This is a genomic window from Acidovorax sp. M14 (assembly GCF_049331375.1).
Taxonomy (GTDB): Bacteria; Pseudomonadota; Gammaproteobacteria; order Burkholderiales; family Burkholderiaceae_C; genus Acidovorax.
Genome location: NZ_CP186263.1, coordinates 2645723 through 2661594 on the forward strand (window position 1 = coordinate 2645723; position 15872 = coordinate 2661594).

Here is a 15872-nt window from a genome sequence, read left to right on the forward strand (position 1 = left end):
TTGATTCGCAATCTGCAGCAACGGCGCCACTTTATCCTGAGCGCATCTATCGGCCTGGTGGTGGGGCTTTGTGCCCCCATGGCCTTTGCGCAGGCCACCGCCAAGCCGGGGGCTGCGGGGCGCACGCCCGTGATCCTGGTGCTGGGGGACTCACTCAGTGCCGAATACGGCCTGGCGCGGGGCACGGGCTGGGTGGCGCTGCTGGAAAAGCAGTTGGCACAGGACAAGCTCACGGCCACCGTGGTCAATGCCAGCGTAAGTGGTGAGACCACCTCGGGCGGCCGCTCGCGCCTGGCGGCGTTGCTGGCCCAGCACAAGCCAACGCACGTCGTGATCGAACTGGGCGGCAACGATGCGCTGCGCGGGCTGCCGCTCAAGAACACCGAAGAAAACCTGACCTGGATGACGCAGACGGCCCAAAAGGCCGGGGCCAAGGTGCTGCTGGTGGGCATGCAGGTGCCGCCCAACTACGGCACCGACTACGCCAACAAGTTTGCGGGCCTGTTCACCAGCGTGGCGCAGGCCCACAAGGCGGCGGTGGTGCCGTTTTTCCTGAAAGGGGTGGCAGATGGGCCAGACCCCACGCGCCTGTTCCAGCCTGACCGCATCCACCCGCGCGCCGAGGCGCATCCGCAAATGCTGGCCAATGTGTGGCCAGAGCTGAAAAAACTGCTGCGTTAGACGCGACGCAGGCGGGTCATTCAACCCGCAGGCTGTTCGGGATGGCCCGCGTCGCCCTCTGGCTGCTCGTCAGCGGGCTGGTCATCCCCCTGCGGATCGTTTGGCTTGCGTTGCGCTTTGGCCCTCAGCTTGTCTTCTTTTTTCTGCTTTTTGGCGAGTTCGCGCTGGCGCTTTTCGTATCCGTAGTTGGGTGTTGCCAAGGTAGTTGCTTCCTGAAGTTGAGACCCACTGTAACAGGCTGGGCTCTTAGAACCTGTTCAAAGTTTTTTTGGAGTTGCACAAGTACCTTGCCGGGATGGGATGCAAGGCGCGGTGCGCAGTGGATAGCTCGGCTATCAACAAGCGCCGCAACGCCGTAGACCGCCCGGCAAGGTACTTGCCCGAAGGGTTGGAGTGAAATCGGGCCGATGAACTTGGAGTTTTGGCGCCCCGGTTGCTTGCATGGGCATGAGCCCATGCGGCGCACCCAAAGCTTCCACTCGCCGCGATTGCACTGCAATGCAATCTCCAAAAAGACTTTGAACAGGTTCTTAGCCCATCGCCGCAGTGCGCGGCAGCGGGATGACGGCAGCCCGGTAGGCGTGCCAGCTGGCAAAACCCAGCACAGGCCCCGCCAGCAGCAGGCCCACGCCCCAGAACCACAGCGAGACGGCCACGATGAGGGTGATCAATGCCCCCCACAGCAGCATCACGCCGGGGTTTTCGACCACCACACGCATGCTGGTGATGCCCGCAGTCAGCGCGTCGGTATCACGGTCCAGAATCATGGGGATGGACACCACCGAGGTGGAAAACACCAGTGCCGCAAACACGCCGCCCACCACCGTGTACACCGCCACAAAGCTCCAGTTCTGCGGGTTGAACACCGCCTGCAGCACGCCCGTGGTGGACGGCATGCCGGTGTTGAAAAACACGGCAAATACCACCAGCGATGCGCGGCCCCAGAGTAGCTCCAGCACCACGAGCACCAGCACCAGCATGCCCATGCTGCCCATGTGGCTGTCCCAGCACGTCAGGGATTCGCTCAGCTGCGGCTGGAGGCTGGCCTCGCGCCGACGGCTGGTGTCATACAGCCCCATGGCCAGAAACGGCCCCAGCAGCAGGCAACCGCTGGCCATGGACATGGTGTACTCCGGCCGCGTGCGAAACACCCAGCCCAGCACCACGGCCATGGCCCAGAAGCACACGCCGTAAAACACCGCAATGCCGGGCGCTGCCCGTACGTCGTCCAGCCCCCGCATCAGCCACCGAAAAGGGTCGGCCAGATGCAACGGCTGCAGCTGCACAGGTTGCGCCGTCTGGGCCTTTACGCGGTCGGCGATGGCCTCGGCCTGCCGGGCCTCGGAGGTGTCTGGGGTACCAACGGTGTCCGGCCCGGGCTTGGAAGATGTCGCGTTCATGCTGCCACACTAAGCCCGCGCGTTCGGCTGCGCCACTGAGGAAAGCCCGTAGCCCGCCCCACATCTACACCCTGGGCAGAAGGCCGAAGGGCAGCTCAGGCGGGGAAGGCCCGCTCCATCGCCTGCTGCAGATCACGCCGCAGGTCCTCCACCGCCTCCAGCCCGATGGAAAAACGCACCAGCGTGCCCGGCTTCAGGTGGGGCGACGGGCGGCTGCGCATGCTGGCGATGGTGTAGGGCACCACCAGGCTCATGGGGCCGCCCCAGCTGTAGCCCAGCTTGAACAGGCGCAGGCTGTCGCAGAAGACATCCACCTGCTGCTGGGTGTAGCGCGCGTCGATCATCACGCTGAACAGGCCGGCCGCCGCGCCCTGCCCGCCCTCGGCAGCGCCGCACAGAGCCTTCCAGTGGGAATGACCGGGCGCGCCCTCCAGCGCAGGGTGCAGCACTTGCGCGATGGCGGGCTGCTGCTGCAACCAGCGCGCCAGCTGGCGCGCGGCTTCGTCGTGGGCGCGATAGCGCAGACCGATGCTGGGCAACGCACGCAGGATCGCCTCCGCATCGTTGGCGCCGACGCCCAGGCCCAGCCGCATGTGGGTGAGCTTGATCTTCATGTGCAGGCCCAGGTCGCGTGTGATGACGCTGCCCATGAGCACATCGCCACCACCGCTGGGGTACTTGGTGAGCGCATGGGCAGAAATGTCCACCCCCAGGCTGCCATCGCCCGTCAGGTCAAACGGCGCAAACGCCAGACCCGCACCCCAGGTGTTGTCCAGCGCCGTGGTCACGCCGCGGGCACGGCAGATGCGCACCTGCTCGCACAGGTCAGGAAACTCCATGCTCACCGAGCCCGGCGCCTCCAGCCACACCAGCCGGGTGGCGGGGGTGATGCGCGCGGCCAGGTCGGCCGGGTCCAGCGGGTCGTAAAACGCATGGGTGATGCCGAAACGGGCCAGCTCGCCGTTGGCAAAGTCCTTGCCGGGACCGTAGGCGTTGTCGGGGATCAGCACCTCATCGCCGGACTTGAGCAAGGCCATTCCCACGTTCGCGATGGCGGCGAGGCCGCTGGGCACCAGCACACACTGCAGGCCACCTTCCAGCGCGCACAGGCGTTCTTCGAGGATGAAGGTGGTGGGCGTACCGTGCAGGCCGTAGGTGTAGCCGCTCTTGTCCTTCCACTCCCGCGAGCGCATGGCCGCGACGTTGGGGAAGATGACCGTGGAGGCTTTGAACACCCCGGGCTGAGGGGCAACAAAACCAGCCGGGGGCTGGTAGTCGTGGTGGACGAGGTGGGTGGCAAGATCGATGTCGTGGTCTTTCATGCCAGCCATGGTAGCGGGGGGGGGGGGGGGGGGGGGGGGGGGGGGGGGGGGGGGGAGCGCGCCGCCCGGTGGTGAGCCGGGCGGCGCGTGGGTGCGGGAATCAGGGCGGTGCGGCATACGCCGCCCGCCCTGTGGTCCGACATTAGCTGGCGGTGACGACCAGCTGGTTGTTGACCGAGGTCACGCCCGTCACGCTCTTGGCGATGGTTTCCGCACGGTCACGGGCTACGGTAGAGGGCGCAGGGCCGTTCAGAGTGACCTTGCCGTTCACGGTGTCCACGTTGATCTTGAGCGCGCTCAGATCGGGGTCCTTGGCCAAGCCCGCATTCACCTGGGCGGTGATGGTGGCGTCGTCAATCGCGCCCTTGGCGGTGTTGGCGGCGTCCTTGGCCTTGGCTTCTGCATTGGCGGCGCCCTGCTCCATCTTGGTTTCGGCGGTCTGCATGGCGCTCTCGGCCTTCACTCGGGCGTCGGCGGCGGCTTGTTCGGTCTTTTCGACCGCAGAGTCCAGACGCTGGCCCACGGTGGGCTCTTCGGTCTTGCCGCATGCGGCGAGACCCAGGGCCAGGGCGCTGACGGCCAGGATGCTGGCGATGCGGTGGGCGGGACGATCCATCAGGTTTTGGGAATTCATGCTTTGACTCCTTGCGGTTAAGACATGGGCAGACTGTAGGCAACCGGTCGAGGCCTGCGGGTCGGACAGGGCCGAAGTGCCTGTAGGACGAAGGAGCCTGCGGTCCGCCACCACCGGTGCCCTTGCCTATTGGGAAGAGCCGGGGCGCCGAGGTCCCGGGCGCGCGACAATCGAGGGCATGACCCTGCATTCGCTCGCACGCTGGCTTCCTTTTTTGAAATGGCCCCGCCCGGATCGGCAACTGCTCAAAGGCGAGTTCTGGGCAGGCATGACGGTAGGGTTGATGCTGGTACCCCAGGGCGTGGCCTACGCTGCGCTGGCGGGCATGCCTCTGGTCACCGGCATTTATGCATCCCTGATTCCGGCGCTGGTCGCCGTGCTGTTCAGCTCCTCCACCCGGCTGGGGGTGGGCCCCACCGCGCTGACCAGCCTGCTGATCGGCGCCTCCCTCACCGGCTTGGCCGAACCCGGCAGTGCGCAGTGGGTGGCCCTGGCCGCGTGGATGGCCCTGCTGTCGGGGCTGCTGCAGATGGTGATGGGCATCGCGCGATTTGGCTGGTTGCTCAACCTCGTGACCTCGCCCGTGCTCAATGGTTTTACGCAGGCCGCAGCGCTGCTGATCCTGGGCTCGCAACTGGCGGCGCTGACCGGGTTGCGCGCAGCCGACTGGGGCGCTCTGCTCTCGACGCCCTCACCCGGCCTGTTTGACCTGACGGCCGCAGGGTTTGGCCTGGGCAGCCTGGGCTTGCTGATGCTGGCGCGCCGCTGGCTGCCGCAGTTTCCGGCCGCGATTGTGGTGGTGGGCGCGGCAGGCGCCTTGAGCTGGGCCCTGGGCTACGCCGACGCTGGCGGGGCCGTGGTAGGCACCTTGCCCTCGGGCTTGCCCGCCCCTTACTGGCCGGGCGCCCTGCCCTGGTCCAGCTTCAGCGCACTGGTCATGCCCGTGCTGGTGGTGACGCTGGTGAGCTTTTTGGAGACCGCGTCCAGCGCCAAGGTGGAAAGCCAGCGCTCCAAGGAGCAGTGGAACGAAAACCAGGACCTGATCGGCCAGGGCCTGGCCAAGATCAGCAGCGGCCTGTGCGGCAGTTTTGCCACCAGCGCATCCTTCTCGCGCTCGGCCATCAACCTCTACGCCGGCGCCAAGACGGGCTGGGCCACGCTGTTTGCAATCAGCCTGGTGCTGGTCGTTCTACTGTGGCTGACGCCCGCGCTGTACCACGTCCCGCAGTCGGTGCTGGCGGCGGTCGTGGTCACGGCCGTCACCAGCCTCATCAAGCCGGGCACCCTGCTGCGGCTGTGGCGGGTATCGCGCGTGGAAGCCGTGATCGGTGGCGTAACCTTTGCCCTGACCTTGGCCACCGCCCCGCGCATGTACTGGGGCGTACTGGTGGGTTTGTTGATGAACCTGAGCCACTTCCTGTACCAGCGCCTGCACCCGCGCATCATCGAGGTGGGCCTGCACCCGGACGGCAGCCTGCGCGACCGGCACCTGTGGCAGCTGCCACCCCTCGCCCCCCGGTTGCTGGCGCTGCGCATGGATGCGGAGCTGGACTTTGCCTCCGCCAGCGCGCTGGAGCGGCGCGTGACCGAGCACCTGGCCGCCCACCCCGAGGTGGTGCACCTGTGCCTGCTGGCCCAACCTATCAACCGCATCGATGTGACGGGCGTCGAAACCTTTGCCCAACTGCTGGCGCAGATGGAACTGCGGGGCGGCACCTTGCATCTGAGTGGCCTGAAGTTGCCGGTGGAGCAGGTGCTGCGCCAGGCCGGGCTGCTGGACCTGCGCCCCGGGCTGGCCATGTACCGGACCGACGCCGAGGCGCTGGTGGCACTGCAGCAGCTTCCCGAGCCCGTGGCGCGGGCGTGAGCCGGGTTTTACCTACGCTGCGACCGCTGTGCCACGGCCTTGTTCTTGCTGACGCGCTGGTACACTTGCCCAACTCTCTTTGTTCCAATTTGTGTCTGACTCAGCGGCCTCTCATCTGGTAGATCTGCGCGACCTTCGCCTGGATACTGCCCACGCACTGGTGGCTCAGGCCGGCGGCAGCGAGGCAGCACTGCACCGCGAGGTGCCTTCCCTTTATTTGCAGGGTCTGATCGACGGCCTGTGCGAGTTGTCGCTCAAAGACCCGCTCACGGGACTGGCGAACCGCAGACATTTCCGTGCCGTGCTGGAACGTGAAATCGATCGCGTCACCCGCTCCGGCGAGGCAGCCCTGCTGCTGATGCTGGATATCGACCACTTCAAAAGGGTGAATGACACCCACGGCCATCTGGCTGGCGATGTGGTGCTCCAGTCGGTGGCCCGCACGCTCAGCGCCTGTGTGCGCCCCATGGACACCCTGGCCCGCTACGGCGGCGAAGAATTTGCGGTGGTGCTGCCCGCCTGCCAGGCCGCCTTTGGCCGCGTGGTGGCAGAACGCATCCGGCGCGCAGTGGCCAACACGCCCATCCGCATCTCCCCGACAGTCGAACTGAACGTGACGGTGAGCATTGGTGGCGCGTTCGCCATGCAGTGGATCCGATCCACCACCCTGCTGTGGACCGACCGCGCCGACCACCAGCTCTACCAGGCCAAGGCGTCGGGCCGCAACCGTGTCAGCATCGAGGAACAACCCGACAGCACTGTCAGTGCCGAAGAGAAAAGCCTGTTGTTTGGCCCGCTCTACACCCCCTCGGGTTGGGGCGATCTGCCTCCACTGGACCCCAACCCAACAGGCAGCGCCTACTGAAAGTTAGATGATGAGCGACGCGCTGTCCCCCCAACCCACCACGCCTGCAGCCCCTGCAGGCCCTGCCGCCCCCCTGGCCTCGGCCGCTTCTGGTGCCCGCATCATTGCGGTGACCAGCGGCAAAGGCGGCGTGGGCAAGACTTTCGTATCGGCCAACCTGGCCGCAGCCCTCACCCGCCGAGGCCAGCGCGTGCTGGTGCTCGACGCCGACCTGGGCCTGGCCAACCTGGACGTGGTGCTGAACCTGCACCCCAAGATCACCCTGCACGACGTGTTCACCGGCAAAGCCGCGCTGGACGACGCCGTGATCGCCGCGCCTGGTGGCTTTGATGTGCTGCTGGCCGGATCGGGCATGGTGGAATATTCGCGCCTCACGCCCGAGGTGCGCAACCAGTTCCTGAACGTGATCCAGGCACTCACGCCCCGCTACGACGTGGTGCTGCTCGATACCGGTGCCGGTATCTCCGACGTGGTGCTGTTCTCGGTGTCGCTGGCGTCCGAGGTGCTGATCGTGGCCACGCCCGAACCCACCTCACTCACCGATGCCTACGCCGCCATCAAGGTACTGGCCATGCAGCAAAAGCGCCAGCATGTGCGCATGGTCATCAACCAGGCCGCCCGTCCGGGCGATGGCCGCGCCATCACCAGCCAGCTGCAGCAGGTGCTCGACCGCTTTGTGAGCACCGAATCCGGCCGCCCCATGCGCCTGATCCACATGGGCGACATCCCGGCCGACCCCTCGGTGCGCGATGCCGTGATGCGCCGCCAGTTGTTGCTGCTGCAAACCCCCGGCTGCCCGGCGGCGCTGGCCATTGCGCAGCTGGCCAACAAGATCGAGTCCACGCTGCTGTCACCGGCGGCCTGACCCGGATACGCCGAGCGGCGCTTGAGGCGCAGCTTGGCCACTGTGACCCACAGGCCCGCCAGCGGGCCTTTGTGCTTTTTTACTGCCGTGAACCCTACCGACACCGTCCTCAACATCTCCTGCTACAAGTTTGTGCCGCTGCCCGATGCCGCCGCGCTGCGCGATGTGCTGCATGAGCGTGCGGTGGCCGCCCAGCTCAAGGGCACCATCCTCCTGGCGGAGGAAGGTATCAACTTCTTTCTTGCGGGCCCGGCCGATGCCGTGCGGGGGTTTGTCGCGCAGCTGCGCACCGATGCCCGCTTTGCCGACCTGGAGCCCAAGGAGAGCTGGTCGGCCACGGTGCCGTTTCGCAAGATGCTGGTCAAGGTCAAGCGCGAGATCATCCGCATGGACCACCCCACCATCCGCCCTGCCGCAGGCCGCGCGCCCTCGGTAGACCCGGCCACGCTGCGCCGCTGGCTGGACCAGGGGCACGACGACGAAGGCCGCGAAGTGGTCACGCTCGACACCCGTAACGCCTTTGAAGTGGACGCAGGCACGTTCGACAACGCCATCGACTGGCGCATCGACAAGTTCACCGAGTTTCCGCCCGCGCTGCGCGCCCACAAGGCCAAACTGCAGGACAAGACCGTGGTGAGCTTCTGCACCGGCGGCATCCGCTGCGAAAAAGCCGCCATCCTCATGCGCGAGGAAGGCCTGCCCCATGTCTACCAGCTGGAGGGCGGCATCCTGAAGTACTTTGAGCTGACGGATGGCGCGCACTACCACGGCGGGTGCTTTGTGTTTGACGAGCGCCGCGTGCTGGACACCGGGCTTGCCACCGACGCTCCCGCAGCGGCCGCAGAAAACGCTATCAAATCATGAGCTGCCAGCGCTTGATGCACTAGCGCTACAGCCCATTTTCATCTCAACATCATGCTTTGATCAGGCTTTGAAGCGGTGTTCCGGCAGGGGAATCCATTCCACCTCGCCCGGCACCTGGCCCATCGCTTGTGCCTCCCAGTCGCTGGCGGCCTGCACGATGCGCTCCTTGCGGCTGGAGACAAAGTTCCACCACATGTGGCGCGGCGCATCCAGCGGCTCGCCGCCGATCACCATCAGGCGCACGGCACTCTCACCGGCCGTCAAAGGCAGGGGCTGGCCGGGTTCCGCCACCGCCAGAATGTGCGCAGGCACCTGAGCGCCGTTCAACGACACCGGTGCATCCACGGTGTACACCGCCAGCTCGGGCACCAGTGCCGGGATCTTCAGGGTGGCGCCCGCAGGCAGCTGCACGTCTAGGTACAAGGTGCGCGAATACGTGGCCACCGGTGAGGTCTGACCAAACGCCTCGCCAATCAGCACCCGCACGCTGGCCCCATCCACCTGCACCTGTGGGATGGCCGCTGCAGGCGTATGCACAAACGAGGGGTCGGCTTCTTCGTGGGCCAGTGGCAGCGCAGCCCACAGCTGGATGCCGTGGTTCACATACGGCTGGTTTGCAAGGCTCTCCGGGCGGCGCTCGGAGTGCACGATGCCCCGCCCGGCCGTCATCCAGTTGATGGCGCCGGGTTCGATCTGCTGCACATAGCCCAGGCTGTCGCGGTGCATGATGGCGCCCGAGAACAGGTAGGTCACCGTCGCCAGGCCAATGTGCGGATGGGGACGCACGTCGTGGCTGTCACCCGGAGCCACCGTCACCGGACCGAAGTGGTCGAAAAACAGGAAGGGCCCCACGGCCTTGCGCTGCACAGCGGGCAGCAGGCGGCGCACGGTAAAGCCGCCGCCCAGGTCCTTGGCATGGCCCGTGAGGGGCAGAAAAGAAGTGCTGGGGGTATCGCTCATGCCGCACGCTCCACCAAAGTGCTGATCTCGGTCGTCACCGTGGTCATCAGCTTGTGCACAGGGCATTTCTGCGCCACGGTTTCCAGCTCGGCAATCTGGGCATCGGTGAGGTCGCCGCTGACCTGCAGCCGGGTCGCGAGACGGTAGACGCCCGCACGCTCGGCCGAGGCGTCGCGCTCGACCACGGTCTGCACATCGTCCACCGGAAGGCCCTTGCGGCGTGCGTACCACAGCACCGTGAGCGCCTTGCAGGCCCCCAGGGCAGCGTCATACAGGTCGTGCGGGTTGGGGCCGCTGTCGGTGCCGCCCTCTTCCACACTGCCATCGGCCACAAGGTCGTGCGCACGGATGTGCACGGTCTGGGCCATGGGCGCGCCGGGGACGCGCCGCAATTCAACTGCCATGGGGTGTTCTCCTGGTTGTATTGGGGCGCGCCACTGTAGCGCCAAAAGGCGACTGCGCCTTAACGAGAGAGGCGGCGGGCCACGTCGGCCACGCGCTGGCCGAACTGCTTGCCCGTCTCCAGGTCGCCGGGGAACATCTCGGCAGCCGAGGCGTCGGACGGCGACTGGGACATGGCGCCGCTGAACGAGCCGATCCAGTTCACATCGTTGCGCGTGGCCGCCTTGGAGTTGGCGGGCATCATGCCGTTGCCCACCCAGATGCCACCGTGCTGCATGGCCAGGTGGAACATGTAGTCCAGCGTGATCTGCTTGTCGCCGTTGGTGCTGGCGCTGTTGGTGAAGCCTGCAAACAGCTTGTCCTTCCAGGCCTGGCTGAACCAGGGCTTGGACGAGGCGTCGGCAAATTTCTTGAACTGCCAGCTGGGGCCGGCCATGTACGTGGGCGAGCCAAAAATGATGGCACTGGCTGCGGCCAGCGTTTCCCAGCCACCTTCGGGCAGATTGCCTTCTGCGTCAATGGCGACCAGCTGGGCGCCTGCGCCCTCCGCCACCGCCTGCGCCAGACGCTGCGTGTGACCATAACCCGAGTGGTAAACAACTGCGATGTGTGCCATGAGATAACTCCTGTTGAAACGATGAGGGAACGAGACCAGGGGAAAAACCAAAAAAACGACCGACGAACTGCCTACAGAACAACAAACAACCACGCGATTGAATGCCAGAACCTGCACCCCTGCGGGCTGCAGGCCCTTTATCGACAGACCGGATCAGCGGTCCGAGCGGCGTGCGTCCAGGCTCCACGCACCGGCGCCAAAGGCTGCCAGGGCCAGCAGGCCGCCGGTCACGCCCACGTTCTTGAAGAACATGAGCTGCTGCATCATTTGCTTGTCAGCGGGCAGGTTCCAGTAGGCATGGAAGAAGAAGCTGGCCACCAGCGTGAAGAAGGCCAGCGCCAGCGCGGCGAACCGGGTGCCCACGCCAAAGATCAGCGCCAGGCTGCCCAGCACTTCAACCGCCGCCGCAATGGCTGCGGCCACCGTGGGCATGGGCAGGCCCACCGACGTGATATAGCCCACGGTACCGGCAAAGCCGGTCAGCTTGCCAATGCCCGCAGGCAGGAACAGGGCGGCCAGCAGCAGGCGCGATGCCAGGGCCAAGGGGTTTTGCAGTGATGTGAACATGGTGAAGAACTCCTGAGTGAAAGTGGTTACGAAGTAAAAATCAGGCGGCCAGGTCAAACACCAGCACCTCGGCGTCGTGGCCATGGGTCAAAGACAAGGTGGTTTCCTTTTCCATCAGCAGCGCATCGCCGCCCGATAGGGTCTGGCCGTTGGCGGTCAGCGCGCCGCGCACCAGGTGCACATAGGTCTTGCGGGCGGGGTTCAGCGCCAGAGTGACGGACTCGTCCCCATCCAGCAAACCCGCATACAAGGCCGCATCGGCATGGATCTTGACCGAGCCCTGCGCGCCATCGGGCGACGCCACCAGGCGCAGGGCGCCGCGCTTTTCCGCCTCGGCAAAGGTCTTTTGCTCGTAGCTGGGCGGAATGCCGCGTACGTTGGGCTCAATCCAGATCTGCAGGAAGTGCGTGGTCTGGCCCGCAGCGTGGTTGAACTCGCTGTGCTGCACGCCAGTGCCTGCGCTCATGCGCTGCACGTCACCGGGCGGGATGCCCTTGACGTTGCCCATGCTGTCCTTGTGGGCCAGTTCGCCCGACAGCACGTAGCTGATGATTTCCATGTCGCGGTGGCCATGGGTTCCAAACCCGGTGCCCGGCGCAATGCGGTCTTCGTTGATGACGCGCAGGTTGCCAAAGCCCATGTGGGCGGGGTCGTAGTACCCGGCGAACGAGAAGCTGTGGAAGGAATTGAGCCAGCCATGGTCGGCGTGGCCCCGGTCTTGCGATTTACGAACAGTCAGCATGTGAGTGCTCCTTTCAAGACTCGACTGTAGGACTGCCACACCCGCTGCGGGCACAGACGGATTGATGGCAATGTTCAAATAATCTGAATTAACATGGCGCCACCATGCAAAACGCCCGCGATGTCCTCACCCCCGATGCACTGACCATGCTGCAGGTGATTGCCGAGGCCGGCAGCTTTGCCGCCGCCGCACGGCAACTGGGCCTGGTGCCCAGCGCCCTCACCTACCGCGTGCGCCAGATCGAAGACGCACTGGACGTGCTGCTGTTTGACCGCAGCGCCCGCCAGGCCCGCCCCACCGAGGCCGGGGTAGAGCTGCTGCGCGAAGGCGCGCGCCTGCTGCAGGACATCGACGCCGTGGCCCACCGCGTGCGCCGCGTGGCCACGGGCTGGGAGCCGCAGCTCACGCTGTCGGTGGACGGCATCATCTCGCCCCACACCCTGCTGGAGCTGGTGGACGCGTTCTACGCCATGAAGCCCCCCACGCGCCTCAAGCTGCGCGACGGCATCATGACCGGCACGCTGGAGGCGCTGACCTCCGGCCGCGCCGACCTGGCCATTGGCGTATCCGTGGCCAGCAACAACGTGGCCGGCCTGCAGCAAGGGCTGCTGGGCGATGTGCTCTTCATCTACGTGGTGGCGCCCCACCACCCGCTGGCCACCGCGCCCGAGCCGATCTCCGACGCCACGCTGCTGGAGCACCGCGCCGTGGCCGTGGCCGACTCGGCCACCCGTGGCGGCGCCACCATGGGCCTGCTGGGCGGGCAGGACGTGCTGACGGTGGACACCATGCAGGCCAAGGTGCGCGTGCAGTTGCGCGGCCTGGGTGGCGGTTTTCTGCCCGAACCCATGGTGCGCCCCTACCTGGAGGCCGGCCGCCTGGTGGCGCGCCGCGTGGCCCGGCCGGAGCGCAACGTGCGCGTGCACTACGCCTGGGGCGGCCCTGGCTTCACCGCCCCCGGCCGCGCGCTGCAGTGGTGGCTGAACCAGCTGCAAAGCCCCGCCACACGCCGCGCTCTGCTGGAAAACCACCATCATTTGTGACCCTGATCAAGTGCGCACAGGCCGGCACCGCGTGTAGAGTGGTTGCTGTTGGTTTTGCATCGCATTTCTTTTGCCGACCGTCACCGAAAGGCCTCCCATGAGCAAACCTGATCCTCTCCCCGCCAAACGGCTCCGACGCACCAGCGCCCCGGCCCCTGCAGCTTCCGCAGCGCCCGCCACCTCCATCACCCCCTCCGGTAAACCGCAGCGCCACTTCGCCATCATTGGCGCGGGCATGGCGGGCATTGTCTGTGCCCGCACCCTGGTCCAGGCCGGCCACCGGGTGACGGTGTTTGAAAAGTCCCACCAGGCCGGCGGCCGCACCGCCACCATCGACAGCCCCTTTGGCAACTTTGATGCCGGTGCCCAGTATTTCACCGTGCGCGACCCGCGCTTTGCCCGAGCCATCGACACCGTGCCCGGCATCTGCAAGCGCTGGAGCGCCAATTCGGTCCAGGTGCTGGACGCCGCAGGCCGGGTGGCCGCCGTGGGACTGCCCCACCGCGAAGCCCACTGGGTCGCCACCCCGGGCATGCAGTCGCTGGTGACCACCTGGGCGGAACCCTTGGCCCAGGCAGGCCAGCTGGTCACCCACACCCGCGTCACCCGCATCGAACCCGACGCCGTGAACGCACCCGGGTGGCAACTGCGCACCGAAGGCGCTGGCGGCGAGCAGCATGTGTATGCGGGCTTTGACGCGGTACTGCTGGCCCAGCCCTCGGTGCCCGCACAGGCCTTGATTTCCGGCTCCGGGCTCGACTCCCCGCTGGCCGACGCCATGTCCAAGGTGGCCATCGCGCCCTGCTGGACCCTGATGCTGGCCTACCCCCAGGCCGTGCGCCCGGGCCTGACCACACTGGGCCCGCAATGGAACGCAGCGCGCAGCACCCACCACCGCATTGCCTGGCTGGCGCGCGAGTCGTCCAAGCCGGGCCGCAACGTGGTGGAGCGCTGGACGGTGCAGGCCAGCCCCGCCTGGTCGGCAGAACACCTCGAAGACGACGAAGCCCGCGTGCAGGCCAAGCTGCTCAAGGCATTTGCCGAGGTCACCGGCATCCGGGCCGAGCCTGCGCATGCCGACACCCGCCGCTGGCGCTATGCGCAAACCACCCACCCGCTGGGCAAGAGCCACCTGTGGGACGCCAAGGCGGGCCTGGGCGCCTGCGGTGACTGGTGCCTGGGGCACCGGCTGGAAGATGCCTTTGTGTCGGGACTGGAACTGGCACTTGCCGTGGCATGACGGGGGGCGTAGGAGCAACGCCGCACGACGGGGGTAGCCCCACAGCACGCCCAGAGGAGCGCAATGTGGGGCGCTATGTGGGGCGGTTTGCTCCCTCCCCCACAGGCCCGCTGCATGCGGGCTCTCTGGTGGCCGCGCTGGCCAGCTGGCTGGATGCACGTGCACACAACGGCCGGTGGCTGGTGCGCATTGAGGATGTGGACCAGCCCCGCTGCGTGCCAGGGGCCGACACCTTCATCCTGCAGCAACTGGCCACCTGTGGCCTGCACCCCGATGCCCCGCCCCAGTGGCAGTCTGCGCGCAGCAGTCTGTACCAGCGCGCCCTGGACCAGCTGGTGGCGCAGGGCGATGCCTACCCCTGCGCGTGCTCACGCAAGGACATCGAAGACGCCCATGCCGCCCAGGGCCATGCCCGCGAGCGGCATGCGGCGCTGCCCTACCCCGGCACTTGCCGCCAGGGGCTGAACGGCCGCACGGGGCGCTCCTGGCGATTCAATGTGACCAATTTCAAGCCAAAACAGCCTATTGCGCTAGTGGATCATGCCTGGAGCGCTATCTATTCAGTAGCAGATGGCGTGCTGCAGTGGCGCGACCGCCGCCTGGGACGCCAGCAGCAACAGGTGGCTAACACCGTAGGCGACTTTGTGCTGCGCCGCGCAGACGGGTTGTGGGCTTACCAGCTGGCCGTGGTGGTGGACGATGCCGACCAGGGCATCACCGACGTGGTCCGGGGGGAAGACCTGGCCGACAACACGCCGCGCCAGATCCTGCTGCAGCAGGCGCTGGGACTGCCCACGCCGCGCTATCTGCACACCCCCCTGGTGTGCGGTGACAACGGCGAAAAGCTCTCCAAACAAAACGGCGCGCAGGCGCTGGACCTGGACAACCCTTTACGGGCCTTGTCGCACGCCGCGCTGGCCCTGGGCTTGCCCGCTGTGGCAAATCTGCACAACATTTGCATACCCGACGCACTGGCACAGTGGGTCGCGGCGTGGCGACGAAACTACAATGGCCCACCGTGACCGAATTGACCACAGCCTCCGCCCCCGCCAGTGCTGCGCCCGCAGCCTCCACCGCCCCCACAGCGCCCACTGCACAGGGCTCTGCCCCCGCCGGTGTGACCCACCCCAAAACCATCAAGAGCTTTGTGCGCCGCGCCGGCCGCACCACCACGGGCCAGGCCAAGGCCTTTGAAGACTTTGGGCCACGTTTTGTTCTGCCCTACACCCCCGCGCCGCTGGACGCCACCGCCGCCTTTGGCCGCAGCGCGCCGCTGGTGCTGGAGATCGGCTTTGGCATGGGCGAGGCCACGGCCCATATCGCCCGCGTGCGGCCAGACGACAACTTTCTGTGCTGCGAGGTGCATGAGCCCGGCGTGGGCGCCCTGCTCAAGCGCATTGGCGAACAAGGGCTGACCAACATCCGCATCCTGCAGCACGACGCCGTGGAGGTGATCGACCACATGCTGCCGCCCGGCGTCCTCGACGGCGTGCACATCTTCTTCCCCGACCCCTGGCACAAGAAAAAGCACAACAAGCGCCGCCTGATCCAGCCCCCGCTGGTGGCCAAGCTGGCTGCACGCCTCAAGCCCGGCGGCTACCTACATTGCGCCACCGACTGGCAACCCTACGCAGAGCAGATGCTGCAGGTACTGAGCGCCGAGCCCCTGCTGCAAAACACCGCAGACGGCTTTGCACCGCAACCCGACTACCGCCCGCTGACCAAATTCGAAAACCGTGGCCTGCGACTGGGCCATGGGGTGTGGGACGTGGTGTTTGTGCGCCGTAACTGACCCCACGACATG

The 15872-nt window shown here is 66.5% G+C and carries 18 protein-coding genes; 9 read left to right on the forward strand and 9 right to left on the reverse strand.

Translation table 11 applies throughout. The features are described from left to right. Entirely contained in the window at nt 1–681 is a 681-nt protein-coding gene (locus tag ACOYR4_RS12170; protein WP_422846779.1) for an arylesterase, read from the forward strand. A 20-nt stretch (nt 682–701) separates the two neighbouring features. Here ACOYR4_RS12170 and ACOYR4_RS12175 read toward each other — a convergent pair whose 3' ends face one another. The 4 genes from ACOYR4_RS12175 to ACOYR4_RS12190 form a co-directional block, all read right to left on the reverse strand. Beyond that, a complete protein-coding gene (locus tag ACOYR4_RS12175) occupies nt 702–881 on the reverse strand; it encodes a hypothetical protein (protein ID WP_060987529.1) in 180 nt (59 codons plus the stop codon). Nucleotides 882–1211: 330 nt separating this feature from the next. Beyond that, nucleotides 1212–2081, reverse strand: a complete 870-nt coding sequence (locus tag ACOYR4_RS12180) for a DUF2189 domain-containing protein (RefSeq protein ID WP_422846780.1) — start codon at nt 2079–2081, stop codon at nt 1212–1214. A 95-nt stretch (nt 2082–2176) separates the two neighbouring features. Further along, complete coding sequence (locus ACOYR4_RS12185; RefSeq protein WP_422846781.1) at nt 2177–3412, reverse strand: PLP-dependent transferase; 1236 nt, start codon at nt 3410–3412, stop codon at nt 2177–2179. Nucleotides 3413–3545: 133 nt separating this feature from the next. Then, nucleotides 3546–4037, reverse strand: coding sequence for a BON domain-containing protein (locus tag ACOYR4_RS12190; RefSeq protein WP_082753545.1), 492 nt, complete (start codon nt 4035–4037; stop codon nt 3546–3548). Between the two features lie 178 nt (nt 4038–4215). On the opposite strand from ACOYR4_RS12190, the gene ACOYR4_RS12195 reads away from it, so the two are divergent. From ACOYR4_RS12195 to ACOYR4_RS12210, 4 genes are all read left to right on the forward strand, one after another. Next, entirely contained in the window at nt 4216–5904 is a 1689-nt protein-coding gene (locus tag ACOYR4_RS12195; RefSeq protein WP_422846782.1) for a SulP family inorganic anion transporter, read from the forward strand. Between the two features lie 91 nt (nt 5905–5995). Next, entirely contained in the window at nt 5996–6769 is a 774-nt protein-coding gene (locus ACOYR4_RS12200; protein WP_043566426.1) for a GGDEF domain-containing protein, read from the forward strand. A gap of 10 nt (nt 6770–6779) precedes the next feature. Then, nucleotides 6780–7634 (forward strand): MinD/ParA family protein, encoded by an 855-nt coding sequence (locus tag ACOYR4_RS12205; protein WP_015013942.1) that lies wholly within the window; start codon nt 6780–6782, stop codon nt 7632–7634. Between the two features lie 87 nt (nt 7635–7721). Further along, complete coding sequence (locus ACOYR4_RS12210) at nt 7722–8498, forward strand: sulfurtransferase (protein WP_422846783.1); 777 nt, start codon at nt 7722–7724, stop codon at nt 8496–8498. Between the two features lie 60 nt (nt 8499–8558). Here ACOYR4_RS12210 and ACOYR4_RS12215 read toward each other — a convergent pair whose 3' ends face one another. The 5 genes from ACOYR4_RS12215 to ACOYR4_RS12235 all read right to left on the reverse strand — a co-directional run bounded on the left by ACOYR4_RS12215 (nt 8559) and on the right by ACOYR4_RS12235 (nt 11785). Continuing rightward, entirely contained in the window at nt 8559–9458 is a 900-nt protein-coding gene (locus ACOYR4_RS12215; RefSeq protein WP_422846784.1) for a pirin family protein, read from the reverse strand. Further along, a complete protein-coding gene (locus ACOYR4_RS12220; protein WP_422846785.1) occupies nt 9455–9862 on the reverse strand; it encodes an OsmC family protein in 408 nt (135 codons plus the stop codon). Before ACOYR4_RS12220 ends, ACOYR4_RS12215 begins: the two co-directional genes overlap by 4 nt. A 59-nt stretch (nt 9863–9921) precedes the next feature. Next, nucleotides 9922–10476 (reverse strand): flavodoxin family protein, encoded by a 555-nt coding sequence (locus ACOYR4_RS12225; RefSeq protein ID WP_060987534.1) that lies wholly within the window; start codon nt 10474–10476, stop codon nt 9922–9924. 153 nt (nt 10477–10629) lie between these two features. Continuing rightward, nucleotides 10630–11043 carry a DoxX family protein gene (locus tag ACOYR4_RS12230; protein WP_015013937.1) on the reverse strand — a complete coding sequence of 138 codons (414 nt, stop codon included), beginning with the start codon at nt 11041–11043 and terminating at the stop codon, nt 10630–10632. 40 nt (nt 11044–11083) lie between these two features. Then, complete coding sequence (locus ACOYR4_RS12235) at nt 11084–11785, reverse strand: pirin family protein (RefSeq protein WP_110958555.1); 702 nt, start codon at nt 11783–11785, stop codon at nt 11084–11086. Nucleotides 11786–11889: 104 nt separating this feature from the next. Between ACOYR4_RS12235 and ACOYR4_RS12240 the strand changes: the two genes are divergently transcribed. The 4 genes from ACOYR4_RS12240 (at nt 11890) to trmB (ending at nt 15860) form a co-directional block, all read left to right on the forward strand. Beyond that, a complete protein-coding gene (locus ACOYR4_RS12240; protein WP_056744595.1) occupies nt 11890–12828 on the forward strand; it encodes a LysR family transcriptional regulator in 939 nt (312 codons plus the stop codon). A 235-nt stretch (nt 12829–13063) separates the two neighbouring features. Continuing rightward, nucleotides 13064–14068 (forward strand): NAD(P)/FAD-dependent oxidoreductase, encoded by a 1005-nt coding sequence (locus ACOYR4_RS12245; RefSeq protein ID WP_404976510.1) that lies wholly within the window; start codon nt 13064–13066, stop codon nt 14066–14068. Further along, nucleotides 14065–15090, forward strand: coding sequence for a tRNA glutamyl-Q(34) synthetase GluQRS (gene gluQRS / locus ACOYR4_RS12250; RefSeq protein ID WP_422846786.1), 1026 nt, complete (start codon nt 14065–14067; stop codon nt 15088–15090). Before ACOYR4_RS12245 ends, gluQRS begins: the two co-directional genes overlap by 4 nt. Beyond that, complete coding sequence (gene trmB / locus ACOYR4_RS12255; RefSeq protein WP_296340004.1) at nt 15087–15860, forward strand: tRNA (guanosine(46)-N7)-methyltransferase TrmB; 774 nt, start codon at nt 15087–15089, stop codon at nt 15858–15860. Before gluQRS ends, trmB begins: the two co-directional genes overlap by 4 nt. Nucleotides 15861–15872: the final 12 nt, after the last annotated feature.

What these genes read in the sequence shown, in the direction of transcription:
- ACOYR4_RS12230 (WP_015013937.1), bottom strand. Translation starts at nt 11,043, where the DNA reads ATGTTCACATCACTGCAAAACCCCTTGGCCCTGGCATCGCGCCTGCTG.
- gluQRS (WP_422846786.1), top strand. Translation starts at nt 14,065, where the DNA reads ATGACGGGGGGCGTAGGAGCAACGCCGCACGACGGGGGTAGCCCCACA.
- ACOYR4_RS12205 (WP_015013942.1), top strand. Translation starts at nt 6,780, where the DNA reads ATGAGCGACGCGCTGTCCCCCCAACCCACCACGCCTGCAGCCCCTGCA.
- ACOYR4_RS12240 (WP_056744595.1), top strand. Translation starts at nt 11,890, where the DNA reads ATGCAAAACGCCCGCGATGTCCTCACCCCCGATGCACTGACCATGCTG.
- ACOYR4_RS12235 (WP_110958555.1), bottom strand. Translation starts at nt 11,785, where the DNA reads ATGCTGACTGTTCGTAAATCGCAAGACCGGGGCCACGCCGACCATGGC.
- ACOYR4_RS12245 (WP_404976510.1), top strand. Translation starts at nt 13,064, where the DNA reads ATGGCGGGCATTGTCTGTGCCCGCACCCTGGTCCAGGCCGGCCACCGG.
- ACOYR4_RS12220 (WP_422846785.1), bottom strand. Translation starts at nt 9,862, where the DNA reads ATGGCAGTTGAATTGCGGCGCGTCCCCGGCGCGCCCATGGCCCAGACC.
- ACOYR4_RS12180 (WP_422846780.1), bottom strand. Translation starts at nt 2,081, where the DNA reads ATGAACGCGACATCTTCCAAGCCCGGGCCGGACACCGTTGGTACCCCA.
- ACOYR4_RS12215 (WP_422846784.1), bottom strand. Translation starts at nt 9,458, where the DNA reads ATGAGCGATACCCCCAGCACTTCTTTTCTGCCCCTCACGGGCCATGCC.
- ACOYR4_RS12185 (WP_422846781.1), bottom strand. Translation starts at nt 3,412, where the DNA reads ATGGCTGGCATGAAAGACCACGACATCGATCTTGCCACCCACCTCGTC.
- ACOYR4_RS12225 (WP_060987534.1), bottom strand. Translation starts at nt 10,476, where the DNA reads ATGGCACACATCGCAGTTGTTTACCACTCGGGTTATGGTCACACGCAG.
- ACOYR4_RS12195 (WP_422846782.1), top strand. Translation starts at nt 4,216, where the DNA reads ATGACCCTGCATTCGCTCGCACGCTGGCTTCCTTTTTTGAAATGGCCC.
- ACOYR4_RS12190 (WP_082753545.1), bottom strand. Translation starts at nt 4,037, where the DNA reads ATGAATTCCCAAAACCTGATGGATCGTCCCGCCCACCGCATCGCCAGC.